Origin of the sequence: Pleionea litopenaei (assembly GCF_031198435.1) — a bacterium.
Lineage (GTDB): Bacteria > Pseudomonadota > Gammaproteobacteria > Enterobacterales > Kangiellaceae > Pleionea > Pleionea litopenaei.
Window position 1 is genome coordinate 3,104,277 of the sequence record NZ_CP133548.1, and the last position, 25,134, is coordinate 3,129,410.

Consider the following 25,134-nt stretch of genomic DNA (forward strand, 5'->3'; position numbering starts at 1 on the left):
TTATACGAGCAGTTCCATGATAAAACACCCGTTACGCCATCAAATTAAATTTTCCTTTTTGAAACATCAATTTAGCGCCTATTCATGGTTGATATTGATTTTTCTGTTGGTACTTTATGGGTTATTAAAGCTCGGACTTTGGCAACTTGATCGACAACAAGAAAAAGCTAAGCTATTGCAATCAATTGAAGACATCCAGTCCAGTCAACCGCTCAATTTGAGCGTGACTTATCAAGAGGTTAAAGACTATCAGCCCGTTTACTTTGAAGGAAAAGCGTTAAATTCGCCGACGGTTTTGATTGCCAATGAACCCTTAGATGGGCGAGATGGTTATCATGTTTTAAATTTGCTTCAACTCGATTCTGGTGTTGAAGTTTGGGTGAACCGCGGGTGGATTGCGGCATTACCTGACCGTCGAAACCTGCCCGTGTTACCCGAGCTGAATGAACGGTGGAGCGGAACCGGCGAAGTGTATTTTAGCAAAGGTAAACCGATTCTTTACGATCATGCTTTAGAGCAGAGAAATGAGCGTATCTGGGTGTTGCAAGGGCGAGATTTTTCGCTGTTAAAAGACATTGCTAACTCTGGTCAGAGTACCCGATTGCCTTTTATAATCCGAATATCAGAAAACACCGATAATGGCTTGCAACAGCGCTGGCAGTACGTCAGTATGTCGCCCAGCAAACATTTAGCTTATGCCATTCAATGGTTTGGTTTGGCACTCGCTCTAACGGTGATTGTACTAATTATTTCAATAACAAAAAAAGAGTCCTAAACAATGGATTTTAATGAAGACACTAAACAAACTCCGCAAGTCAATCAGAGCAAAAACCGTTTAACGTTAATTGCTTTAGCGGTGGTTTTTGTTGCTCCGGTTTTAACTGCGTATCTTGCGTATTTTGGAGGTTGGTTTCAAGGTGGCAGCAAAAGTCATGGAGAAATTATTGATCCGCCTTGGCACATCGATGATTTGCAAATAACCCATCGTAGTTTTGGCGATTGGGTGAGCAGTCCCTATATGGGAAAGTGGAATTGGTTGTTGGTGATTAATGACTCTAAGTGCGATGAAAAATGTCAGATTAACTGGTTTTTATTACAACAAACGCATTTAGGGTTGGCTAAAAACACCGACAAAAATAATTTTCTCTTGGTGTTAAATAATAACCCAATTGATCTAGCCGGTGATTGGCAGAAAGTTGATTTCATGCAAGCGGACATTCAACAAAATTCTATTCAAGTTGCTTCGCAGCGAGAAGGCTATTCAACAAGTCCATTAGCTGCTAATCATATTTATTTGGTCGATCCCTTGGGCAATATTTTCATGCGCTACCCATTGATTGATTCTAAACAAGAAGCGCCTTTGAAAAGCAAAGATTTACGCAGTGATTTATCGCGTGTTTTAAGATTTTTAGATGTAAGTAAAAAACAATGATTAAACGAACACAAAAGAAACTCGCATTATTCTCGGTATTTTTTATTATCGTCGTTATTGGCTTAGGAGCATTCACTCGTTTAGCCGATGCAGGGTTGGGATGTCCAGATTGGCCCGGCTGTTATGGTTTTGTTGGTATTCCGTTAAAAGAAGCAACCATTGCTAAAGCGAATGCGGCATTTCCACATCAGCCTTACGAGTTGCACAAGGCTTGGCCCGAGATGGTGCATCGTTATTTTGCTGGCACCTTAGGATTGCTCATTTTAGCGTTATTTATTATTGCCATACGTCGTCGCAACGACTCAGATGCAGCATTAAAGCTGTCGGCTGTTTTGTTAAGCGTCGTTACGTTTCAAGCAGCATTGGGAGCGTGGACCGTGACAGAAAAGCTTCATCCGGTTGTGGTGATGGGGCATTTACTCGGCGGATTTACCACGTTTTCACTGCTAATTATTTTGACGCTCAGGTTGTATCAACCCAAACAAGATTTCAGTATAGCCGCGCTTCCTCCGCCTAAGACGCTCGTATCAATCGCAATGGTTATTGTTATATTTCAAATAGCCTTGGGTGGATGGACAAGTGCTCATTACGCCGCACTTGCGTGCACCGATTTACCCGTATGTTTTGATGGTTGGTATGGCTACTCTGATTTTATTGAAGGTTTTAAACTTTGGGGGCATGAAGCCGAAAGCTATCAATATGGCGTAATAACCAACGAAGCACGCGTAGCGGTTCACGCCACTCATCGCATTGGTGCTATGGTTGTTTGTGTTGTGATGCTGGTTTTATTTTGGCAATTATGGCGTCGCCGCGAGTCGCAAAGTTATCGCCGCTTTTTAACGTTACTAGCCGTTATTTTAGTCGCTCAAATTTCTTTAGGTGTTATCAATGTGACTATGGGTTTGCCATTGTTTAACGCCGTTGCACATAACCTTGTTGGTAGTTTTTTACTGGTGACTTTAATTGGCTTTCGTACACTGTTATGGCTTGATAGTCGAAAAAAGACGGAGGTTAGTTAATGACCTCTTCTGTCATCAAACCAAGTTGGAAAGATTACTTAGAGCTGTGTAAACCAAAAGTTGTTGCATTAATTTTGCTGACTGCGGTGGTTGGAATGTTTTTGGCAGTACCAGGTATGGTTCCTGTCGATATTTTAATTTTAGGCACACTCGGTATCGGAATGGCTTCTGGAGCAGCGGCGGTGGTTAATCATGTCGTTGATGCTCAAATTGATGCCAAAATGGCACGTACTTTGAAACGACCAGTGGCCACTGGCGTCATCGATCCGAAAAAAGCGCTATTGTTTGGTGCGATAATGGCTTGCTTATCCATGGCAATTTTAGCCTTATGGGTAAATGCGCTTACCGCGGTGCTGACTTTTTTTGGGTTGGTAGGCTATGCATTTGTTTATACCATGTATCTCAAACGAGCAACGCCACAGAATATCGTTGTTGGTGGATTATCGGGTGCCATTCCGCCGTTACTCGGTTGGGTAGCGGTGACCGGCTCGAATGGCAAAATTCCCGCCGAAGCTTTGCTTTTAGTCTTGATTATTTTCGTTTGGACACCACCGCATTTTTGGGCATTAGCCATTCATCGAAAAGATGATTATGCTAAAGCCGACATTCCAATGTTACCCGTCACTCATGGGATCGAGTTTACTAAGACAAACATTATTTTTTATACCATTCTATTATTACTCGCGACAATTCTGCCGTTTTTAATTGGTATGTTTGACTTAATCTATTTACTGGGCTCCACTGTGTTAGGTCTCATATTTTTAGTGTACGCATTGCGAATGAAATACGCCGATAAACCAGGCCTAGCCATGGAGACTTTTGGCTTTTCGGTGGTGTACTTAATGTTGTTGTTTATCGTGATGTTGGTTGATCACTATATTCCAATAAGTTTAATGTCGTTTTAATTAGTCATATTCGTTAAAGGTACTTCAATGAAATATTTACAGCAGATCATTCTCTATACAGCCATAACGGTAATCGTGATTCTTGCGGGCGTGTATTTCTTGAAAGCCGAAGGAACCAAAGAGCAAGAGCTGCAAGTCACAATGGTTTATCCTAAGTTAAAAACCGTTGCGCCATTTGTGTTAGGAGAAGGAGAGAAAACCTTCACACAAGAGTACTTTAAAGATCATTGGACATTGGTCTTTTTCGGTTACACTTATTGTCCGGATATTTGTCCTACGACTATGTCTGCTTTAAAAAACTTCTATCAAAAACTGCCGCAAGAAATACAAGAAAAAACCCAAGTTCTACTCGTGTCGGTTGATCCTGAGCGTGATAATGCCGAGCAACTAGCCAATTATGCTAATGCTTTTCATGCTGATTTCGATGCGACCACAGGTTCACATGAAGCGCTTCATAAGTTCAGTCGAGATTTTGGTGCGATCTATGCAAAATCTGGTGAAGGCGATGATTATCTTGTTGATCACACGGGTAAAGTCTTTTTGATTGATCCTCTTAGCCGACGTTACGCATTCATCAATAAGAGCATGGACGACCCTTCCATGGGTTACGAGTATAATATTGAAGCAATGCTCAGTGATTACTTGGCAATCTTAGAGCAAAATTAATTTCGATCAAAACTACCTTAGAACAAAACTAATTGGGCAATCATTTTTGCAAATAAACTAGATAACATTGTTTATGAGCGCAATGTCGAACCTTTCCTTGATAGCGAAAGGTTTCACCATCAAGTGTTTGCTCGTCTATCTGACTGATAAATTGTTTCCATCTCGATTTTTGAAGCAGGCCTTTGTAATAATAGAAGTACACCAGCTCGTCATGAACAAAGAGTTTTTCAGGAGGCTCTCCTTCAACCCAATCAGCGGCCTCAATGATATTTTTGTATCGTTCTGGAGTCACCGGTCGATTTTTCTTTTTCTCGGGATAAAGCGAAGCATCAGATTCACTCGGGCGAGTTTTAAAGCGCCGATGCACCCATAAATAATCGGCAGGATGTTGAGTGAGATAGCTTTCTAAGAATTGGTTAATGGTAAGTGCATCTTGCTCTTCGTTGTTGCCAATATTCGGCAATGGAGGGTGTATGGTTACTTCAATGGTCCCATTGCTCAGGCGTTGTTGAGTCATTGGAATGACCGGTGATTTTGATAGCTTTGCAAATCTTGTGGTGGCGGTTATCGTTGCTGTTGGAATATTGAAAAAAGGAACAAAAATACTTTGTCTGCGACCATAATCTTGATCGGCGGCGTACCAAACAAATTGGTTATTCTTTAAATATTTTATCATGTCACGCGTTGCCTCACGTGGTATCGGATCAACAAACTTACTGCGACCCTTACACATGGCATACTCGATAGCGGGATCTTCATTACGGCGGTACAAAGCACCTATTTTGTATCGAGTCCCTAACAATGAACCGCCAATTTCTAAACTGGTTAAGTGAAATGCGAGTAATAAGCCACCACGGCCTTCTGCTAATGCGGCATCTAGGTGTTCGAGACCTTTAAAGCTTACCAGCTTTGACCAACGACGTTGACCGCCAAACCAGAGCATTGAAGTCTCAAGCATACCGATGCCGGTTTCAATGAGGTTCTCGCGGACTAAAGCGGCTTGTTGTTGCTCATTCAGGTGAGGGAAGCAGAGCTGTATGTTAATGGTGGCAATACGAACGCGAGACTTAGCAAGTCGATACATCAGTAACCCGATTCCTTTACCCAAGACTTTAATTGCAGGATAAGGCAAGCGGCCGAATAAACTCATAAGTCCAAAAAAGGCCCAGGTAGGCCAATGCTGTATACCACTTGGTCGCTCAGGAATGTGAGGAATCTTACTCATGTGACTTAGCTCAGGTTATTGTCAGATGTATCCAGTTGATCGCTATGCTATTATACACGCAAAATTTTGTCCTTGTTGGCCTAGTCTAAACGGCTATGGGCGCTTGGTCATTGGACTAACTTCTCCCTACTTTCTTGGGCAATCAGCGGCCAGGTTACGAGTTAAAAGGTAATAACAGTATGTCGTCATATCGAGAGAAATCGTCGCATTGGAGTGACCCGATAGTGGGGCGTTTTTTACGCTTTGCAGCTGGCGGCTGGGTTCCGGCTAGTTGGTTTTTGCCTGAATTCAAAAAGCAAGGCTGGGCTGAGAAAAGCATGCCTATGCATATCGAGGTCGTTAGCCATTGTTGGCAATATGCCCACTTCTTGCTCTATCAATTAAGTTCTTTGGTCAATTTTCCACCTCAAAAAGTCAAAGTGACCATGACGGTTTATTATTCAAATGAAGATACTAATACCGCCGCGGTGTTGAAGTTTTTTGAGCAGTACGCCATCGAAAATGTCGAGTGGAACTGGCAAGAAATGCCAAAAGAGAAACTCTTTCGGCGCGCCATCGGACGAAACCATGCGGCAAAAAACAGTAAAGCCGATTGGGTTTGGTTTACCGATTGTGATTTGATGTTTCGAGAAAATTGCCTTGATGAACTCGGAGTTGCACTGGAAGGGCGTAGCGATGTTTTGGTGTTTCCACGACAAGAACGAATCACTTCTCTTTTGACTGATGAAGATCCTATGTTGAGTTTTAATGCGTCGGCAATCGATTTGAAAGACGTCGATACTGACCAGTTCTCAATAAGTGAACGAGGTCGAGCAACCGGCCCATTGCAGATTACTCACGGTGATGTGGCTCGTGAATACGGTTACTGCGAATGTTTAGGTTACTACCAAAGACCCGCCGAAAAGTGGTGTAAAGCATACGAAGACCGAGCATTTCGCTGGTTGTTAAGGTCGCAAGGCACGCCATTGGATATTCCGGGAGTCTATCGAATTCGTCACGTATTCAAAGGCCGCTACACTGGCGGAAAAGCCAACACGGCACTGCGAAGCTCGATCCGTAAAACCGTCGCTGCGATCCAAAAGCCTCGTCCAGAGGATGAATAGTCTTGCTACATTTTTGCGTCTTTTCTTTTAATCGTGGTCGCTTTTTAAAACACTGCCTAGCCTCTATAGAGAGGCACGCGCCAGGTCATCCAATTTGGATTTTCGATGACAATAGTGACGATGAAGCCACGCAATCAGTTTTGCACGAAGCGTCGCAGCAGCATCGAGTCATTTACCCGCCACACGATGAATTAGGCAAAAGCAAGCATGGCGGTCTATACGGCAACATGGCGCGCGCATTTGCCGCGTTACCCGATGGTGCAATCGCTTGTTTTATCCAAGATGATATGCAATTAGTGCGACCTTTGAACGCTGAAGATTTGCAAGCGATTGATGACTATTTCGCAAAAAATACCGACGCCGCCATTTTGCATCCGGCATTTTTAAAAGCCAGTAATCGAAGTCGAGACATTCAATCAATGACTTTCTTTCCTGAACTTTATTGTTATCGAAGAAAAGAAACAGGTGCGAGTGCTGGCGTGTATTACTCTGATGTGAATCTTTTTCATGTTGATCGATTACGGCAAAAACAGTGGCGCTTTGATCACGGTGAGAAACATAATGAGTCGCAAGCAAAAAAGTATTTTCCTGCAATGGGATTTATGCAAAATCCATTTGTCATGTGGCTGCCGAATGTGTCGGCTTATCGTGGCAAGACAAAAACATTTGGACTGCGCATGGCGGAGCAATTATGTGAGAGTGGTTTTTACCCTATTCAAGACATGAGTAGCGAAAAAGTTACCGAATTAAAATCACGTGATCCGAAAGCAACCTTAGCCATAGCAGAAGATTTTTTAGAGTTAGTTAATCCTGGAGAGATTAAAGCGCCTTGGTTCTTTTATCCTCTCGAAAAGCGTAAAATTCTGCGACACTTAGATAGAATTGAAATTAAATTTAAACGACTTTTATCCTTAAAATAATTTATTTGCTAGCAACGAGCGAACCCTATGAAACGACATATTATTGCAACGAATTCATTGATGATTCTGACTTTATTGGCAGGTGCAGTGACTTTATCTTTAGCCATTTGGGTATCGTCCGCTTGGGCATTGGCCGTCGCTTTAATGCTCATTATTATTGTCGTGGTTGCCAGTGCTGGAAAAGCTGTACGAATGGTTGCGAAACAGCAAGATAACTTATACGCCCAAACCGAAGCGTTAATGCAACTTAATCAAGCTTTAAATCCCCGTTCTTTATTACCTTCGATGCGTGGGTATGCAGGCTCTCCAGATTTTTTAGTTTGGCTTTACCGAGAAATTAAGCAGCGTAAGCCAAAGGTTATTGTGGAAGCATCATCGGGAGTTTCAACCTTGGTGTGTGGGTATGCCCTCGAGCAACTGGGCGAAGGTCGTGTTGTTTCATTAGAACATCATGAGTTTTTCGCGGGTATTAGTCGCAACAATGTCGAACAACATCAACTACAGGCAATCGTGAATGTTTGCCATGCGCCATTGAAAGAACACACAATAGAAGGCGCGTCTTGGCAATGGTACGACTTCGACATTGCCGATTTACCCGAGCAAATTGACATGCTGGTGATCGATGGTCCTCCTCGTCGCACGCAGTCATTGGCTCGTTATCCTGCTTTGCCCTTGTTGAAGTCACGCTTGGCGAAAAACGCAGTGATCTTTATCGACGACGCTGCCCGAGCCGATGAAAAAGCAATGGTGAAACGCTGGAAGCAAGAGTTCCCAAATTTAGAAATTTCACAGCTACCCGCAGAAAAAGGGCTTACGGTTATTCGTTTGGCTGAGTAATGTTGAGTTGCATGATGCGCTCTAAGGCGTAGTCAGTTTCTGGCTGATACCCATCGATTAACAATTGCTGTATGCCAAAGTTGGTCCAGTAAACACCTTCTTTGGCATTGGTTAGTCGCAGTTGTTTATTGCGCTTGACCATCTCGGGATCTTTATAACCTCGAGCATGATCTAAATGCACACAAATGGCGTTATAGCGTACATGACGTGGCGTAATTCCGTGGTTAATGAGGCGCACACCAAATTCTCGATCTAATCCACCCCATTGCATTCTTTCGTCGAAGCCATTCACGGCCAGTACATCATCAAGCCACGCTGACGCATTTGAGCCTTTCAAATTGCATTTGGTGGGCGTGATTTTATTCAGTACTTTAGCCCAAAAAGGCGAGGCGTTAATTTTCATGGTCTTTCTTGAACGTGGTAGGCCATTAGCATGCAACCAACTAACCTCAAAGCAGCGTCCGCTATCTATGTCGTCTTTGGTGATGGTTTCACTGGTCGACATGGGGAGTTTGTAATAGCTGCCCGATAGGTAGTAACCAGGTTCCGCATTTTTTGCGTGTTCTGCGAGAAAGTCTTTTCTTGGAATGCAGTCACCGTCAGTGAACACTATGTAATCGGTTCGTACATTCAGCAACGCTTTGTTGAGAATTTGACACTTTTGAAAGCCGTTGTCTTCGTGCCAAATGTGGCGAATCGTCAGGCCCGTTTCTTCGCGCATACGTTCAATTAAGTCTCTCGTTTCTGGGCCAGAGCCGTCATCAGCGACGATGATTTCAAAATCTTGATAGGTTTGATTCGCAAAGCCCCACAATACTTTTTGTAGCCAAACTGGAGAATTGTATGTTGTAAAGACGACCGAGAGTTTCATAATTTAAATTGGTATAATCGAAATCAAGTCGAATCATAGCATTTTTAACCAATAGAGTGTGAGTGATCGATTCCTCATAAGAGATGGGATGATTTAATGAAAGCATCAGATGATAGTTTGGAGCGAAAGTTCATTCAGGTTGCCGCGACATTAGGTTTCTTAGCGGTCGCTTTTGGCGCATTTGGAGCGCATGCATTGAAATCTTCATTATCGCCAAGTGGTCTCGAAGTATGGAAAACGGCTGTCTTTTATCAGCTGACCCATGGAATTGTCTTATTGATTGTTGCTGCCGCAGGACAATGGCTGAGTCGTCCATGGCGAATTTGGAGTTTGCGTCTATTTACTTTAGGTGTGGTGCTCTTCTCCGGTAGTCTTTATCTGCTCACTCTCTTACAGATCAAATGGTTAGGTATGATCACTCCGATGGGCGGCTTGCTTTTATTGGCCGCGTGGATCTGTGTTTTTATTGGAGCTTTTCGTCGTGTCTAGTCAGAGCAAGAGGTTTTGAATGACAGTCAATCAACTCAAATTGATAGCCGCTTTCTTATTTATCATTGCAGCCTGTTTGTTGACCGGCCTAATGGCCAATTGGCTTCCCGCCGAACATTGGCATGGCGCAATTGGATTATGCCTATTAATTGTTGGCGTCGTTATTTTAAAAAAGCAGTTCCAACGGCACTCATAAGCGCAGCTGGAACAGGAGTGGTTCGCTGTGATTTTTGAAGGTTAATTTTTTGAAGGTTGAGTGCGTTTGGTTGGGGGATTGACCCAAATAATATCAACCGTGTGTGACGATAGCCTTGCAGAGCGCTCAACTTTTTGAACCTTTGCCGTATCAATCACATAGCGATGACTGACCGGTTGATGACTGCAAGCAGCAAGTCCGAAGACGAGAAGGATGACTAAAGCGTAGATTTTCATAGCGGTTACCTCCCTATTTAATTTAGGTCATTAAGTAACCGCTTGGCAACTAAATTGGCCGCGAAAAATGTTGAATTAATCTTTATAATTCAATTAATTATAAAAACATTTAGGTTTAATTATTCGCTGTTATTAAGCGACGTTTTAACCAGTAGTCAAGGCTAAGGTAGCGTCCGCCACCTGAAAATATCAGTGCGAGCAACATCACTGCGTAAGTCGCCGCAAACTCAATCCCGTTATTCAGTATGACCCAAGATCCCTGCTCTGTTAGCCAGTCGTAGTTGCCATAGTCTTGCAGAATGCTTCTCCCGCGTTCTAAGCGCACGGCTATATCAGGATCACTAGAAGAAGCGATCGCACTCCAGCCATTTTTCCAGTGAACCGAAACGGCAGCCACCACCATGGTAATTAATAGCGGAATAGCGGATAGGCGAGTGAGCAAACCAAGCAATAGAAGAATGGCGCCAATCAGTTCAGTGCTCGCAGCGAGATAAGCCATGGTCGTCGCGAAAGGAATATTTAAACTGTGTTCAAACCATTGAGCGGTGGCGTCAATACTCTGAAACTTTTGCCAACCGGCGAAGAATAATGGCCAAAACAAAAATGCGCGCAGGGCGAATGGACCTAATCCCGAAAAGTGATCTAAAAAGGATACCAGTGCTTGGTAGCGCTTGATAAACTGTGTAATCATACTTGCCTCAAAATAATTAAACCTATCCAATAGATGCCGCAACCCGATATTTGTTGCAAAAATATAATGAATAAAATGAAACGTTGAGGATAGCGTGACGACTAGATTGAAAAATCACCATGAACTGCCAAGCGATGATGAGTTGATACAAGCGCTGTTGAAGTACGACTCAGCGGTGTTTGAAAGAGTGACCGATGCGTGGTATTCAGTGATGTACCATATTGCTAGTTCCATAGCCGGTGAATCCATTGCTGATGAAATTATTCAAGAAACGTGGGTGTCAGTGATGCGCAGTTTACCGAAGTTTGAGCGCCGCTCTAGTTTGAAGAGCTGGGTCATGAGAATTTTATCTAACGAAGCAAAGACTCGTTGGCGCAAAGATTCACGACAAGTGTCCTTAGAGCAGCTTGATGGATGGAATGACGATGCTCGATATGACCAGCAGGGTCATTGGATTGAAAAGCACCAAGCATGGCACTCAGATTCGCCAGAAGACTTATTGCAAGCTGAAGAGCTGCATGATTGCATTCGAAAACACCTAGGTAAACTACCAGAAAATCAGCGAGTCGCGCTGACTCTGAAAGAGTCTGGTAGCCACACGTTAGAGCAGATCTGTAACATTTTAGACGTTAGTTCGTCCAATGTGAGAGTGTTAATGCATCGAGCAAGGGATCGAATTTTACAAGTTATTGAACGTTTTGAGCGAGAAGGTAAGTGTTAGGTATACCCAGTTGCAAACAAGTGAGCGAGTTAAGTAGTCAACGTCTCGATGAGCCGCTGCCGTTGTGGCGTCGCGCTGGCTTTCGTGCGCACTTATTTATCTGTCAGTCCTGTCGAGAATATGTGAAGCACATGTCGACCACGCGGCGAGTGGTTCGCTTGTGGTTGGATGCGAAGGTTATGCCTCCGGCGGTGAAGAACAAGTTACTCGCCCAGTTCAAAAAGTCGTCTGAGTCTGAACAGCCAAAGCGCTGAATTCGAATAGGCAGCTACCCTTTGTACAAACGCTGGGTAGCTAATCTCTTGGCGTTAGGGCTGCTCGGTTGCTGCAAAGTCTTCAGGGATTTCATAATCGCCCTTAACACTGTGCAACTTTTCATCAACGAAGGTCAAGACCAGTTCGGTTCGAGTTTCTTTTTCTGTTTTACCGTCTTTGAAGGTATTGATGTAGTACCAAGTGTCATCCGAAAAAGTATCTTGCACGACTGGACGGCCTAACAAGTATTGTACCTGGCCTTTACTCATACCTTGGCGAAGTTGAGAAACATGCTTTTGCTCAATGATATTTCCTTGGCGAATGTTCATTTTGTAAATTGAGCATCCGGATAGGATAATCAATAGACAAGTGATGGTGAGAATGTGAAGTTTTTGCATGATCCTCTCTTAAAAGTGCAATTTCATTTTGGTTTCGACCACTAAACTGCGTATTATATCCGTAATTAATCAAGATGCTATGAAATAAATGCAGACAGGAGTGATCCTTGGATAATCAACAATTAAAGAAGGCAGGGCTTAAAATAACTTTGCCACGGGTCAAAATTTTACAAATCTTAGAAAACAGCCATGATCCTCATATGAGCGCTGAAGACGTATATAAAGCGTTAATGGAAGCTGAAGAAGAAGTAGGCTTGGCGACTGTCTATCGGGTGTTAACCCAATTTGAGCAGGCAGGGTTGGTCATGCGCCATAACTTCGAAGGCGGCCACTCAGTATTTGAGTTGGATCGCGGCGAGCATCATGACCACATGGTGTGTTTGCAGTCCGGCAAGGTCATTGAGTTTCATAGCGAAGAAATTGAAAAGCTGCAAAAAGAAGTGGCCGAAAAAATGGGATATCGTTTAGTCGACCACTCACTCGTTTTGTACGTTGAGCCTAAAGAAAGCTAAGACTAGCCCTCTCCGATCAATTCTTGCGCATGTTTTAGGGTGGACTGAGTGATTGACTGTCCGCCCACCATTCTTGCAATTTCTTCTACGCGTTGCTCTCCCGTCAAATGCAGCATTGCCGTTTCAGTGTTACTCTTGCCTTTGGTTTTTTCTGCCAAGAAATGGTGGTGACCCTTTGCGGCCACTTGTGGTTGGTGAGTGACGCAAAGCACTTGGGCATGACCGGCGATTGCCGCCAACATGCGCCCGACAGTATCCGCCGTTTGACCGCCAATGCCTACATCGACTTCATCAAAAATGAGCGTCGGCGTGACCCGTTTCTGGGCAGTAATCACTTGAATCGCTAAACTAATGCGCGATAACTCCCCGCCAGACGCTACCTTACTTAGTGGTTGCAAAGGGTGACCTGGGTTGGCCGATACATGGAACTCGATATGATCGTGGCCATGCTTGTTGATACTCGTGCTCGGCTCAGCAAAGTGTACCGTAAAGCGCCCACCATCCATGCCAAGCTGCTGCATTTGCGCGGTCACTTGCTCGGTTAATTCACGAGCCGCCTTCTGCCGTTTGCGCGATAAACTGGCAGCGGCTTTTTGATATTCTGCAGTGATTTTCTCAAGTTGGTTTTCAAGCTCTGACGTACTATCAGACTCAGCATGAAGCTGTTCTAACTCATGGCTAATGTTTTCTTGAACCTTTGGCAAGTCAGTCAATTCGCAATGATGCTTGCGGCTTAAGTCAAACAAGGTCGTCAAGCGTTCATTGAGCTCATCAAGTTGTGCCGGGTCAAGGTCTAATGAATCTTGATAGTGGCGTAATTCACTTTTTAGTTCTTCTAGGCTGGTGCAAGCATCATTCAGCAGATCTTTGGCCACGGTAAGCGCAGGGTCTTTTCTAACTAAGTGGTTTAGCGTCTCTTGCCAATGCTGCAATTGACTCAGAATATCGGCATCTTGCTCGAATATCTGTTCATTGGCTGACTGAGTTGTCGCGGTCAGTTCTTGTAAATGGCTCGCTCTGGCGTGGTCAGATTCAAGCTCTTGAATCGAGGCAACGCTTAGGTTCAGGGCGGATAGTTCGTCAAGCTGATAGGACAATAATTCACTGCGTTCAAGTCGCTGTTCTTGATTCTGTTGCAGTTGCCGCAACGCTCGGTGGGTTTTTTGATAGCGCTGCGCTAAGTCTGAGACTTGATCGAGAAGTTGATTGTCGCCAATTATTTGATCGAGCAGATCAAGTTGAATCGTGGGCTTTAGTAAAGACTGGTGCGCGTGTTGCCCGTGAATATCGACCAACTTATCACCCAGCTCGGCTAACATGGTGAGGGTCGCCGGTGTGCCGTTTATATAGCACTTAGAGCGGCCTTCGCGTGCTACAACACGGCGAAGTAAGCACTCACCATCGGCCTCTAAGTCATGGCTTTTTAACCATTGCATGGCTTCTGAGTCCGAATCGACTTGGAAGCTTGCCGATATGTCGGCCTTGTCTTCACCATAGCGAACCATCGAAGACTCGGCGCGTTCGCCAAGGGCTAAACCTAGCGCATCGATGACGATGGATTTTCCGGCTCCAGTTTCACCGGTAATGACCGTCATTCCGGCATCAAACTCCAGCGCTAAACGTTCGATTAATGCAAAGTTTTTAATTTGGATGCTTGCCAACATAATTTTTATCCAGCTCCACGATCGTCCGTCGCAGTGACCACACGTTTACCCTAAGACTCAACCTACCCAACGGTTGAGAGACTTATGCCTGCCAACTATTGCTGCCTAGTGTAAAGCCTATCTGAGCGTTTGTCAGTGATTTTTTACTAATTGGATGAGTAGTTGTTCTGAGGAGATAAATCACGTGAGTTTTTACAACTTTGAACCCCAACCTAACTTAGTTCGCAAAACTTCATAATAGTCGTGGTTGCTGGGGTGAAGAATGCGCATGGGCAATGGATGTTTGTTGATTCGAATGCGGTCACTGGGCGCAAGATTCATATTTTCTTGGCCATCGCAGCTAACCATCGGTGAATGACGACTGTCTTGAGCGATAACCAGCTCTACGACGCTGTTCGCATCGATAACAATTGGGCGGCTCGATAAGGTATGGGGAAACATCGGGACCAAGACCATGGCATCAACCTTTGGCGAAATAATAGGTCCTCCACCCGATAAAGCGTAGGCGGTTGAGCCCGTCGGTGTTGATATGATCAGTCCGTCGGAACGTTGGCTGTAAACAAATTGGTCGTCAATAAACAGCTCGAATTCAAGCATTTTAGAAATTTCACCAGGATGAATAACGACTTCATTCACGGCGGCAGAATCGCCAATAACATTGCCATCGCGAATAACCTCTGCATTTAAAATGAAACGTCGCTCTTCAGTATACTGGCCCTGTAATACTTCATTGATTCTTTCAACCACTTCGGTAGGGCGGACATCAGTTAGAAATCCAAGGTGGCCTCGATTGATCCCTACCATGGGTACTTGGTGTTGAATTTGAGTGCGTCCAGCATTAAGCATGCTGCCATCACCGCCAACAACGACGATCAGGTCGACTTGCTTACCGAGTTCTTGTCGGGGTAAAAACGTCGCGTCAGTGGATTGAATATCATCAGCGAGTGATTGTTGCACCCACAGTTTACAACCGAGTGTTAACAAGTGGTCGTGTAGCGTTTGAATGGTTTCCGCTGCTTGTGGGTTTTGCGGCTTTCCTACGATACCAATATTTTGAAAGCGAATGGCGCTATTGGTGGCCTTATTGCTCATGACAAAGCTTTTCCTGATCACACGAAGAAATCTCCTCAGACCAGCACTCTAACTGCTAACCTATTGAAGGTTCAAGAAAAATATTCATATAAACGGAGAGTTAATTCAACACCAAATTCCTGCTAGTATGCAGCGTATATTGAAAGCTGAGTTATCCGAGTTGCCTGTTATTTGCTAGGGCAATTTTTCTCGTAGCAACCTTTGAGGATGGTAATCGGCCGTGACCTTAAGCAATCGAGCGCACCAACTGATGAAAGTGTTGGTTGAGCAATACTTAACAACCGGACAACCCATCGGTTCGTCAACCTTGGCGAAGTTGTCGGAACTTGCGGTGAGTCCTGCCACCATTCGAAATGTGATGGGGGAATTAGAACAACAAGGATTTGTTGAGTCTCCGCATACCTCTGCAGGCAGAGTTCCCACGGATCAGGGATTTCGCTTATTCGTTGATCATTTGTTGACGGTGCAGCCGCCGCAACCAGAACAGGTAGCTGAAATTGCGCGCCAATTTGCGCCCGCACAAACCACCCAAGAGATGCTGTCGAATACCTCTCGAATGCTATCGGAGCTAACATCGATGGCAGGTTTAGTTAAATTACCTTCGCGAAAGATCACACGCATTAAGCATATTGAATTCATGCCGTTAACGGAGAAGCGCATTCTCGTGGTGCTGGTACTCGATGATCACGAAGTTCAAAACCGGGTGATATACAGTGAGCGTCGTTTTACGCCAGCACAGCTCGTTGCAGCGACCAACTATGTGAATCAGCATCTGGCAGGGCGCGACTTAGAATCGGCTCGTCGAACACTGTTAGAGACGATGAAAACTGAGAAAGAAACATTGAACGACATGATGCAGCTGGCCATTGAGTTAGCGAATGCCAGCTTGTCGACCTCATCGACCGCTGATGACTACCATTTATCCGGCGACAAGAATCTCTTAGATATGGTCAATAGTGAAGGCGAACTGTCGCGTTTAAAAGCGCTGTTCAATGCCTTTCAGCAAAAACAAGAAGTGCTTGCATTACTGAATAAAGCCATCGCCGCTGAGGGTGTGCAAATCTTTATTGGCGAAGAATGTGCGAGTGAAGGCTTGTCTTCATGCAGTGTGGTGACCGCTCCCTACAAAATGGAAGGTGAGCCCGTTGGTGTGCTGGCAGTCGTTGGTCCGACAAGAATGTTTTATGATCGGGTCATTCCCATCGTCGATATCACGGCGAAATTATTATCTTCGGCCTTGAATCACTCTGAGTAGCCCCCATATACCCGAAATTCGTTCAGTTTGATCGATGATTTAGCATCATTGGTCGAAGTTATAAAAGTGTACATGGGGTAAAACGATGTCTGAGCAAACTAACAACGAAGCGGACAATCCAGTGGAAGAGCAAGCGCAACAGCAGGCTGTCACCGACGATAACCAAGTGGCAGAGTTGATGCAGCAAGTGACCGATCTGACCGATCAAGTCACTGAACTTAAAGAGCGAGCGTTGCGTGCGCAAGCGGAGAGTGACAATGTGCGTCGTCGAGCAGAAAGAGACGTTCAAAATGCTCATAAATATGCATTGGAAGGGTTCGTTGAGTCGTTATTACCGATTTTAGACAGTCTTGAGCAAGGGTTGCAGCAGCCAGCGGAAACGGAAGAATCGCAAGCGCTAAAAGAAGGTATGGAGTTAACCTTAAAAATGTTCGTCGATAGCTTATCGAAGAAGAATATTGAGCAGATTGATCCGGTCGGACAGCCTTTCAATCCTGAATTGCATGAAGCTATGTCGATGCAAGAAAACCCGGATTTTGAAGCCAATAGTGTGATTGCGGTATTCCAAAAAGGCTATACCTTAAACGGCCGCGTGGTTCGTCCTGCGCGAGTGGTTGTGAATAAAGGTAAGCCTGCCAATATAGACCAGCAGGTCTAGTAAAACTAATTCATTTGGGGCGCTTGAATTGAATAAATTAGCCCCAAGATAAAGAAACAAGACAAATTTTGTGGCTATTGCGTAAACGCAGTAACCGAACCAGATTGAAACGATTTAAAGGTTGGAGAAGTAACATGGGTAAAATTATTGGAATCGATTTAGGAACGACCAATTCCTGCGTTGCCATTCTAGATGGCAAAGACACTCGCGTAATCGAGAATAGTGAAGGTGGTCGTACAACGCCGTCCATCGTTGCATTCACTGATGACGGTGAAGTTTTAGTGGGTCAATCTGCGAAACGTCAGGCAGTGACCAATCCAGAAAATACATTGTTTGCCGTTAAGCGATTAATCGGTCGCCGATTCGAAGACGAAATTGTTCAGAAAGACATCAAAATGGTGCCTTACAAAATCGTTAAAGCTGACAACGGTGACGCTTGGGTTGAAGTTAAAGGCGAAAAGAAAGCGGCTCCGCAAATTTCTGCCGAAGTGCTAAAGAAAATGAAAAAAACCGCGGAAGACTTTCTTGGTGAGAAAGTCACTGAAGCCGTTATCACTGTACCTGCGTACTTTAATGACTCTCAGCGTCAAGCGACAAAAGACGCTGGTCGAATTGCCGGGCTAGAAGTGAAGCGTATTATTAATGAGCCAACAGCGGCTGCGCTTGCTTATGGTATGGACAAAGCAAAAGGCGACCGCACCATTGCAGTCTATGACTTAGGTGGTGGTACTTTTGATATTTCAATCATCGAGATTGCCGAAGTAGAAGGCGAGCACACGTTCGAAGTGTTATCGACTAATGGTGATACTTTCTTAGGTGGTGAAGATTTCGATTTACGAGTCATCGAGTACTTGGCTGAAGAGTTTAAGAAAGACACAGGCATTGATTTACATTCAGATGCTTTAGCGTTGCAACGTTTGAAAGAAGCGGCAGAGAAAGCAAAAATTGAATTATCGTCAAGCCAACAAACCGATGTGAATCTTCCGTACATCACGGCTGATGCAACAGGCCCTAAACACTTAAACATCAAACTCACTCGAGCGAAGTTAGAGTCATTGGTTGATCAGCTGGTTGAACGTACTCTTGAGCCATTAAAAGTGGCACTTAAAGACGCTGGTTTAAATGTATCTGACATTGACGATGTGATTTTGGTGGGCGGGCAAACTCGTATGCCGAAAGTTCAAGCGACGGTGAGTGAGTTTTTCGGAAAAGAACCTCGTAAAGATGTTAATCCTGATGAAGCGGTTGCTATGGGTGCTGCGATTCAAGGTGCGGTATTGTCGGGTGATGTTAAAGACGTTCTGTTACTTGACGTTACTCCACTATCGCTGGGTATTGAAACCATGGGTGGCGTGATGACGAACCTCATCGAGAAAAACACGACCATTCCAACTAAGGCATCACAGACTTTCTCAACGGCGGATGACAATCAAACCGCAGTAACGGTGCATGTGCTTCAAGGTGAGCGTAAGCAAGCGTCACAAAATAAATCGTTAGGTAAGTTTGATTTACAAGATATACCACCTGCACCACGCGGTGTACCGCAAATCGAAGTCTCTTTCGACATTGATGCGAACGGTATTTTGAATGTTTCAGCAAAAGATAAAGCGACCGGAAAAGAGCAGTCGATTGTTATTAAAGCATCGTCTGGATTATCCGATGAAGAAGTCGAAAAGATGGTGAAAGACGCCGAAGCTCATGCTGACGAAGATAAGAAGTTTCAAGAGCTTATTGAAGTTCGCAACAAGGCCGACGGTTTGATTCACGCAACTCGTAAAAGCATGAATGACGAGAGTGTTGAGTTAGAAGATGGCGAGAAAGAAGCGATTGAAGCGGCCATTAAAGACTTAGAAGAAGCTTTGAAAGGCGATAGCAAAGACGATATCGAAGCTAAAACAGAAGCGCTATCGGCGGCGTCTGCTAAAATGGCAGAACGTTTGTATGCACAAGCTCAGGCGCAAGCCCAAGCGGGTGGAGCGGCTGGAGAGTCGGCTGAACAAGCTTCTGGAAACGACGACGTTGTCGATGCTGAGTTTGAAGAAGTTGATGATAACAAGAAGTAATTGTTGTTAGTAAACCATAGACACCAAAGACGCGGGCTGAACAGTCCGCGTCTTTGTCTGAAAGAGTAACAAAAACGGGCTAAAGCGGTATGTCAAAACGCGACTATTATGAAATTCTTGGTGTTGATAAGTCAGCCAATGACCAAGAGATCAAAAAAGCTTATCGTCGATTGGCGATGAAATATCATCCTGATCGTAATCCTGACTCAAAAGAAGCAGAAGATAAGTTTAAAGAAGCGAAAGAAGCTTTCGAAATCTTATCGAATGCTGAAAAACGACAAGCCTACGATCAATTTGGCCATGCAGGGGTTGATCCTTCGCAAGGTGGTTTTGGTGGTGGTGCCGGTGGCGCCAGTTTTAGTGATATTTTTGGTGATGTATTTGGCGATATTTTTGGCGGTCGTGGGCAAGGCGGAGCGCAACGACCTCGCCGCGGTGCCGATTTAAGATACAACTTAGAATTGACATTGGAAGAAGCGGTCCATGGCACTCAGGCAAAGATCCACGTGCCTACCTATGTTGCGTGTGGAACTTGCGATGGCAGTGGCGCGAAAAAAGGAACGTCACCGACCAGTTGCGATATGTGCGGCGGTGCTGGTCAAGTGCGCATGCAACAAGGCTTTTTCTCTGTTCAACAAACCTGCCCTAAATGTCACGGGCAGGGTACGATGATTAAAGATCCTTGCGGCAGCTGTAATGGTCAAGGCCGAGTGCGTAAAGAGAAAACGCTATCGGTTAAAATTCCGGCGGGCGTTGACACCGGTGACCGCATTCGGCTTTCTGGTGAAGGTGAAGCGGGTGGTCCCGGCACACAACCCGGTGACCTATACGTGCAAGTGCACGTAAAAGAACATCCAATCTTTACTCGCGATGGTAACGACTTGTATTGCGAAGTCCCAATCAGCTACACCACGGCATGTTTAGGCGGTGAACTTGAGGTTCCGACCCTTGATAGTCGAGTGAGTTTGAAGGTTCCTGCTGAATCTCAGTCAGGCAAGTTATTCCGATTACGCGGTAAGGGCGTAACCGCCATGCGAGGTAGCCATGCTGGCGATCTCTACTGCCGAGTGGTGGTGGAAACTCCGGTTAATCTTAGTAAAGAGCAAAAAGACTTGCTTAGAGAGTTTGAAAACTCGCTAAAAAATGGCAACAGTCGCCATAATCCTAAGTCGAAAAGCTGGTTTGATGGCGTGAAAAGCTTCTGGGAAGGGATTACTAAGTAAAACCCGCCACGTTTAGTAAGATGGCTGATTAATGTTAGGTAAAAAATGGCGCTACGGCGCCATTTTTCTTTTAACTGGCGTAATTGGCACACAATCCGCTATGCTTAGATGAATACTCAAGCAGCGCGAAGAGCAATGAACCACTCTCGAATATTTCTTTTAGTGTTATGTATCTGCAGCAGTTTGCTGTGGGCTGCGACCCCTGTAAAGCTTCAACTTAAATGGGAACATGAGTTTCAGTTTGCCGGTTACTATGCTGCTCTATGGCAGGGTTATTATGAAGACGCTGGCCTTTCCGTTGAGATTATTTCTGGTGCTCGCGCTGACGGTCAACTGCTGGTGCCAACAGACAGGTTGAGAAGTGGCGAAGTGGACTTTGCCATTGGTTCGATAGAGGTGTTTTCGCAGCGCCAGCCTGGAGATGACTTTGTTATTCTGGCTCCGATCTTTCAGCGCAGTGCGATTGCTTTTTTCTCGCTGCCAGAAACTGAATTGGATGATCTTGCGGATTTAGCCGGTAGCCGTATTGCAATGCTTAAAGGCGGCAACACTCAAGCGGAGGTAGAAGCGCTCTTTTTATCTCAAGGTTACGATGTTTCCAAAATCACCTTTGTTGATGCGCCTGTCACCATCAATTCATTACTCGATGGCTTAGCTGATGTGATTGTGACCTATCAGATCTCGGCTGAATACCAAGCAATGGAAAAAGGCGTGGTACTGAATCGCTTATTGCCAGCGGATTATGGCGTCGAGTTTTATGGTGACTCGATTTACACAACGCGACGCTATTTAGAACAAAATCCTCAAGTTGTCAGTAAATTCGTTGATGCATCGCTGCGTGGTTGGCATTATGCGCTGAGTCATAAGCGCGAAATCGCTGAGAAAATTTCGCGCGAATTTCCGCGATACATTTATCAATACGATGATCAGTTGGCTTACAACTACTATTTTGCTGATTCAATTGAAGAGTTAACCGGATATCCAGTATTAACGCTGGGCGAGTCGAATCCCGGTCGCTGGCAAACCATGTTGCACCAATTAATCGATGTTGGCGTAGTTGAACCCAATGTTACGATCGATGGAATGTTGTATCAGCCACAAAGCTCTAATCAGCAAGCCATTAATTTCTTATCACAAATATTGCTATTGATTGCCCTTTTAGTCTTGGTGTTTTTCTTCTGGTACCGTCGCCATCTCTATGCAACCGTCGCGAGTATTGCGGCGCTCGCACTGGCACTTACTTATCAAGCTGAGCGTCAAATTCAGCGTGAAAATGAACAAGTTAATCGAGTGAGTGTTTTGCAAAAACTGAACTCAATCAGTGCGAACTTGAAAGGCAACTTGCAAACCAATCTAACCATGTTGCGAGGTTTTTCCGCTTTTATTTCAGCGAATCCTGATTTAACCGAAGAGCAATTTAATAATTACGCTCGCGAGGTCTTTAAGAAAAACACCTTGATTAATAATTTTGCTGCGGCAAAAGATATGGTGGTGAATTATGTCTATCCGCTGAAAGGCAATGAAAAAGCGTTAGGGTTAGACTATCGGAAAAATCTTGACCAACGAGACCTCGCATTGCAAGTTGCCAATACTGGGCAACTTTTAGTGGTAGGGCCGGTAGAGTTGGTGCAAGGAGGAACCGCATTTATCGGCCGTGCTCCAATCTACACGGGTAGTGGTACTGAGCGCCGTTTATGGGGCATTATTTCCGCACCAATCGATGCTGAAAAGTTATTTCGTAGTTCCGGTATTCGCGATGATTACCTCGATATGGAAGTTGCCATTCGTAGTTTCGATTCCTTTGGAAACTTAGGCAAAGTATTTTGGGGAACGACGGAGGTATTCGAGGCCTCAGATGCTGAGTTAATTACCTTGAGTGTTGGTGGTGGTAGTTGGCAGATTGCTGCAAAACCTAAATTAGTGGGCGATGCATTTACTACCTCATTGTGGACCACTCGGCTTATCATTTTGGTGACGGCCCTATTTATCATTTACTACGTGAACATTCGGTTCCGACAAGAACGCGAGAAAATTCGTTTGCAATCTGAGTTATTAGAAAGTCAGCGATTGCTAGAGAAAGTCGGCCGTACCGCAAAAGTTGGCGGTTGGAAGATCGATAGACATGGGACCCTACTGCAATGGTCTTTGCAAAGCTCACGTATTTTAAAACTGCCACAAATGAATGAAAAAACCCCAACGTTTGAAAGCATTCGATCTCGTTTTGAAGAGGAAAGTTTTAAACAACTGGAAGGATCCATTAAATACGCTCTTGAGTTTCAGCAATCCTTTGATATTGACTTAAAGCTGATAGAAGACAAGCACTGGGTAAGAGTGATCGGTAGTCCAAGTACCGAAGATTCAGAACTGATTTTAACTGGCACTATCCAAGATGTGTCCGACAAAGTCGAAAGCTCATTGTTAATCGAGCATCAAGCTAACTATGACAGTTTAACTAACTTGCCTAACCGTGCATTGTTCAATGACCGGTTAGTAACGGCTATTGAAAAAGCAAGTCGTCAAGAAAACAAGCTTGCCGTATTATTTATCGATTTAGATCGGTTCAAATCGATTAATGATAATTATGGTCACGATATAGGTGATAAGTTATTAATTGCCGTTGCAAAAAATATAAGCGAGTGTGTGCGCGAGTCGGATACGGTGTCGCGCCTGAGTGGCGATGAATTTGGTGTTATTTTAGGCGACGTGCATGAGTTTCATGAAGCATTGTCGGTGACTGAAAAGATTTTAGAAAAATTGGAAACAGCGTATCGAATTAATAATTCTACAATGTATACCAGTGCCAGTATCGGCATTTCAATTTACCCAAATGATGGTGTTGATGCCAAGACATTGCTGCGAAAAGCCGACCAAGCAATGTATGAAGTAAAGCGCAGCGGACGAAATGGATGGCAATTTTATACCTTAGAAATGCAACAACGATCAGAATATCGCCACTCTCTGTTGATGAAATTAATTAAGGCCGTTAATGAAGAACACCTAGAAAGTTATTTTCAGCCGATTTATGATCTCGAACGAATGGTAATCGATAAGTGCGAAGCTTTAGCGCGTTGGCAAGTTAGTGATGGCGAATACATTCCTCCCTCAGACTTTATACCTTTGGCCGAAGAGTCGGGTTTGGTTAATCGTATTGATTTACAAATTTTTAATCAGGCGGCGTCGTTTTTAAAGCAACAAAGTGATGCTGGTAAAGATATTGGGCTTTCTATCAATATATCGCCGCGTCTGTTCCAAACTAAGGATCATGCACTAGAACAATGGTTGAGCAGTGTGCTTGACTATCGAAAATCGATTCGTATTACGGTGGAAATGACTGAGCGATTGTTAACGGATGATAGTATTCGAGCGATAAAAGTTCTTGAAGATCTGAGAACTAAAAATATCCGCATTGCTATTGATGATTTTGGTACAGGCTATTCCTCTTTAAGTTACTTGGTTAAGTTTCCAGTCGATGTGATAAAAATCGATCGCTCTTTTGTAGAAAGAATAGGTCAAGAAAAATCGGCTGAAACCTTGGTTAAAACCATTATAGCCATGGCGAAAAAGCTCGACTTAAAAGTTATTGCAGAAGGGATCGAAACAGAACAGCAGTTACAGTTTTTACAACAGCAAGGATGTCAATATGGCCAAGGCTATTATCTTGCCAAACCTATGAATAAACATGATTTTGAAAAGCTATTAATGAATGAGTCGTTGCTAAGTTAATCATTTGCGCATGTGCTTAAACGCTTTAGTTGACTGCAAGCTGAACGAGCATTATCAAGAAAACTTAAACATACAAACTCTAACAATTCAAACACTATAACGTTAAATGATATTATGAACTATTTAGAAATTAATCAAAAACTTTGGGACGATCGTGTCGCTAAACATATGGCGTCAGACTTTTACGATAACGAAAGCTTTATATCGGGTCGCAACTCTTTAAATACAATTGAACTTGAGCTACTCGGAGATGTTAGTGGCTTATCCATTGCTCATTTACAATGTCATTTTGGTCAAGATTCCTTGTCACTAGCGCGAATGGGCGCTCAGGTAACCGGCGTTGATTTTTCTTCTCAAGCCATTGCAAAAGCGAAAGAGTTAAATGCAGCTTTGGGATTGTCGGCGAAGTTTGTTTGTTCCGATATTTTAACCATGCATCAGCAACAGCCACCATTGATCGAGAGTGAGGCATTTGATTGTGTCTTCGCATCTTATGGTGTGCTGGGTTGGCATCCTTCGGTCAATGGTTGGTTTGACAGTGCGGCAAAGTTACTTAAGCCAGGGGGACGTTTAATCTTGGTTGAGTTTCATCCTTTTATTTGGATGTTTGATAGCGAGTGTCGCAACATTCGTTACAGCTACTTTAACCAAGGGCCGATAACAGAGCAGAATAACAGTAGCTACACCGATGGCAGCGAAACGGATGAAGGTGTTACCGAAGTGGGCTGGAATCATCCACTGCAAGATATTTTTTCTGCGGCGCTCGAACAAAACATGTTAATTCAAAGTTTTAATGAGTATGACTATTCTCCTTATGAGTGTTTCTCTGACATGGTAGCGGCAGAACAGGGTTATCAGTTTAAGGAGCGTGAAGGTATGATTCCTTTGGTCTATGGGTTAGTCGCGACTAAGCGCTAAGCGAGAGGGTAAGTGATCTTGGTAAGCTTAATCGGATCGGTTCTAACGCTCGCCAAAACAGT

26 protein-coding genes are annotated in these 25,134 nt (G+C 44.2%); 19 read left to right on the forward strand and 7 right to left on the reverse strand.

What is annotated here, in order from left to right; all coding sequences use genetic code 11:
- The first annotated feature begins 16 nt into the window (after nt 1–16).
- The 5 genes from Q9312_RS13950 to Q9312_RS13970 are packed head-to-tail and all read left to right on the forward strand — an operon-like array spanning nt 17 to nt 4,022.
- The gene (locus tag Q9312_RS13950; RefSeq protein ID WP_309201474.1) at nt 17–775 is read left to right on the forward strand and encodes an SURF1 family protein; all 759 of its coding nucleotides are present in this window, start codon (nt 17–19) and stop codon (nt 773–775) included.
- Nucleotides 776–778: 3 nt separating this feature from the next.
- Entirely contained in the window at nt 779–1,432 is a 654-nt protein-coding gene (locus tag Q9312_RS13955; protein ID WP_309201475.1) for a redox-active disulfide-containing membrane protein, read from the forward strand.
- The gene (locus Q9312_RS13960) at nt 1,429–2,451 is read left to right on the forward strand and encodes a COX15/CtaA family protein (RefSeq protein WP_309201476.1); all 1,023 of its coding nucleotides are present in this window, start codon (nt 1,429–1,431) and stop codon (nt 2,449–2,451) included. The genes Q9312_RS13955 and Q9312_RS13960 overlap by 4 nt, the downstream gene beginning before the upstream one ends.
- Entirely contained in the window at nt 2,451–3,356 is a 906-nt protein-coding gene (gene cyoE / locus Q9312_RS13965; RefSeq protein ID WP_309201477.1) for a heme o synthase, read from the forward strand. Before Q9312_RS13960 ends, cyoE begins: the two co-directional genes overlap by 1 nt.
- 27 nt (nt 3,357–3,383) lie before the next feature.
- A complete protein-coding gene (locus Q9312_RS13970) occupies nt 3,384–4,022 on the forward strand; it encodes an SCO family protein (RefSeq protein ID WP_309201478.1) in 639 nt (212 codons plus the stop codon).
- Between the two features lie 40 nt (nt 4,023–4,062).
- On the opposite strand, the gene lpxL is transcribed toward Q9312_RS13970, so the two are convergent.
- Nucleotides 4,063–5,247 (reverse strand): LpxL/LpxP family Kdo(2)-lipid IV(A) lauroyl/palmitoleoyl acyltransferase, encoded by a 1,185-nt coding sequence (gene lpxL, locus Q9312_RS13975; protein ID WP_309201479.1) that lies wholly within the window; start codon nt 5,245–5,247, stop codon nt 4,063–4,065.
- A gap of 179 nt (nt 5,248–5,426) precedes the next feature.
- Here lpxL and Q9312_RS13980 point away from each other — a divergent pair, with 179 nt between their 5' ends.
- The 3 genes from Q9312_RS13980 to Q9312_RS13990 are packed head-to-tail and all read left to right on the forward strand — an operon-like array spanning nt 5,427 to nt 8,107.
- The gene (locus tag Q9312_RS13980) at nt 5,427–6,350 is read left to right on the forward strand and encodes a glycosyltransferase family A protein (protein ID WP_309201480.1); all 924 of its coding nucleotides are present in this window, start codon (nt 5,427–5,429) and stop codon (nt 6,348–6,350) included.
- A 2-nt stretch (nt 6,351–6,352) separates the two neighbouring features.
- Nucleotides 6,353–7,270, forward strand: coding sequence for a glycosyltransferase family A protein (locus tag Q9312_RS13985; RefSeq protein ID WP_309201481.1), 918 nt, complete (start codon nt 6,353–6,355; stop codon nt 7,268–7,270).
- Nucleotides 7,271–7,297: 27 nt separating this feature from the next.
- Nucleotides 7,298–8,107, forward strand: a complete 810-nt coding sequence (locus tag Q9312_RS13990) for a class I SAM-dependent methyltransferase (RefSeq protein ID WP_309201482.1) — start codon at nt 7,298–7,300, stop codon at nt 8,105–8,107.
- Here Q9312_RS13990 and Q9312_RS13995 read toward each other — a convergent pair.
- Nucleotides 8,088–8,978: a glycosyltransferase family 2 protein gene (locus Q9312_RS13995; protein ID WP_309201483.1), complete on the reverse strand. Its 891-nt coding sequence runs from the start codon at nt 8,976–8,978 to the stop codon at nt 8,088–8,090. The genes Q9312_RS13990 and Q9312_RS13995 overlap by 20 nt on opposite strands.
- Before the next feature lie 96 nt (nt 8,979–9,074).
- On the opposite strand from Q9312_RS13995, the gene Q9312_RS14000 reads away from it, so the two are divergent.
- Both Q9312_RS14000 and Q9312_RS14005 read left to right on the forward strand, forming a co-directional pair.
- Nucleotides 9,075–9,467: a DUF423 domain-containing protein gene (locus Q9312_RS14000; RefSeq protein WP_309201484.1), complete on the forward strand. Its 393-nt coding sequence runs from the start codon at nt 9,075–9,077 to the stop codon at nt 9,465–9,467.
- A gap of 19 nt (nt 9,468–9,486) precedes the next feature.
- Nucleotides 9,487–9,663 carry a hypothetical protein gene (locus Q9312_RS14005; protein WP_309201485.1) on the forward strand — a complete coding sequence of 59 codons (177 nt, stop codon included), beginning with the start codon at nt 9,487–9,489 and terminating at the stop codon, nt 9,661–9,663.
- A 41-nt stretch (nt 9,664–9,704) separates the two neighbouring features.
- On the opposite strand, the gene Q9312_RS14010 is transcribed toward Q9312_RS14005, so the two are convergent.
- Nucleotides 9,705–9,899, reverse strand: coding sequence for a hypothetical protein (locus Q9312_RS14010; RefSeq protein WP_309201486.1), 195 nt, complete (start codon nt 9,897–9,899; stop codon nt 9,705–9,707).
- A 115-nt stretch (nt 9,900–10,014) separates the two neighbouring features.
- Complete coding sequence (locus Q9312_RS14015) at nt 10,015–10,590, reverse strand: HvfX family Cu-binding RiPP maturation protein (protein WP_309201487.1); 576 nt, start codon at nt 10,588–10,590, stop codon at nt 10,015–10,017.
- A gap of 94 nt (nt 10,591–10,684) precedes the next feature.
- Here Q9312_RS14015 and Q9312_RS14020 point away from each other — a divergent pair, with 94 nt between their 5' ends.
- On the forward strand, nt 10,685–11,311 hold the full coding sequence (locus Q9312_RS14020) for an RNA polymerase sigma factor (RefSeq protein WP_309201488.1): 627 nt from the start codon (nt 10,685–10,687) through the stop codon (nt 11,309–11,311).
- A gap of 20 nt (nt 11,312–11,331) precedes the next feature.
- Nucleotides 11,332–11,565: a zf-HC2 domain-containing protein gene (locus Q9312_RS14025; RefSeq protein ID WP_309201489.1), complete on the forward strand. Its 234-nt coding sequence runs from the start codon at nt 11,332–11,334 to the stop codon at nt 11,563–11,565.
- Between the two features lie 54 nt (nt 11,566–11,619).
- Here the strand turns inward: Q9312_RS14025 and Q9312_RS14030 are convergent, their stop codons facing one another.
- Nucleotides 11,620–11,964, reverse strand: a complete 345-nt coding sequence (locus tag Q9312_RS14030) for an outer membrane protein assembly factor BamE (RefSeq protein WP_309201490.1) — start codon at nt 11,962–11,964, stop codon at nt 11,620–11,622.
- Nucleotides 11,965–12,071: 107 nt separating this feature from the next.
- Between Q9312_RS14030 and fur the strand changes: the two genes are divergently transcribed.
- Entirely contained in the window at nt 12,072–12,476 is a 405-nt protein-coding gene (fur, locus tag Q9312_RS14035) for a ferric iron uptake transcriptional regulator (RefSeq protein WP_309201491.1), read from the forward strand.
- 2 nt (nt 12,477–12,478) lie between these two features.
- Here fur and recN read toward each other — a convergent pair whose 3' ends face one another.
- Both recN and Q9312_RS14045 read right to left on the reverse strand, forming a co-directional pair.
- A complete protein-coding gene (gene recN, locus Q9312_RS14040) occupies nt 12,479–14,140 on the reverse strand; it encodes a DNA repair protein RecN (protein WP_309201492.1) in 1,662 nt (553 codons plus the stop codon).
- A 192-nt stretch (nt 14,141–14,332) separates the two neighbouring features.
- Nucleotides 14,333–15,232, reverse strand: a complete 900-nt coding sequence (locus tag Q9312_RS14045) for an NAD(+) kinase (protein ID WP_309201493.1) — start codon at nt 15,230–15,232, stop codon at nt 14,333–14,335.
- A gap of 220 nt (nt 15,233–15,452) precedes the next feature.
- Between Q9312_RS14045 and hrcA the strand changes: the two genes are divergently transcribed.
- The 6 genes from hrcA (at nt 15,453) to Q9312_RS14075 (ending at nt 25,072) form a co-directional block, all read left to right on the forward strand.
- Nucleotides 15,453–16,487: a heat-inducible transcriptional repressor HrcA gene (gene hrcA, locus Q9312_RS14050; RefSeq protein ID WP_309201494.1), complete on the forward strand. Its 1,035-nt coding sequence runs from the start codon at nt 15,453–15,455 to the stop codon at nt 16,485–16,487.
- Between the two features lie 85 nt (nt 16,488–16,572).
- Nucleotides 16,573–17,145, forward strand: a complete 573-nt coding sequence (gene grpE / locus Q9312_RS14055) for a nucleotide exchange factor GrpE (RefSeq protein ID WP_309201495.1) — start codon at nt 16,573–16,575, stop codon at nt 17,143–17,145.
- Nucleotides 17,146–17,279: 134 nt separating this feature from the next.
- Nucleotides 17,280–19,208, forward strand: a complete 1,929-nt coding sequence (gene dnaK / locus Q9312_RS14060; RefSeq protein ID WP_309201496.1) for a molecular chaperone DnaK — start codon at nt 17,280–17,282, stop codon at nt 19,206–19,208.
- An 89-nt stretch (nt 19,209–19,297) separates the two neighbouring features.
- Nucleotides 19,298–20,431 (forward strand): molecular chaperone DnaJ, encoded by a 1,134-nt coding sequence (gene dnaJ, locus Q9312_RS14065; RefSeq protein WP_309201497.1) that lies wholly within the window; start codon nt 19,298–19,300, stop codon nt 20,429–20,431.
- 135 nt (nt 20,432–20,566) lie between these two features.
- Entirely contained in the window at nt 20,567–24,154 is a 3,588-nt protein-coding gene (locus Q9312_RS14070) for an EAL domain-containing protein (RefSeq protein ID WP_309201498.1), read from the forward strand.
- Between the two features lie 114 nt (nt 24,155–24,268).
- A complete protein-coding gene (locus Q9312_RS14075) occupies nt 24,269–25,072 on the forward strand; it encodes a class I SAM-dependent methyltransferase (protein WP_309201499.1) in 804 nt (267 codons plus the stop codon).
- Nucleotides 25,073–25,134: the final 62 nt, after the last annotated feature.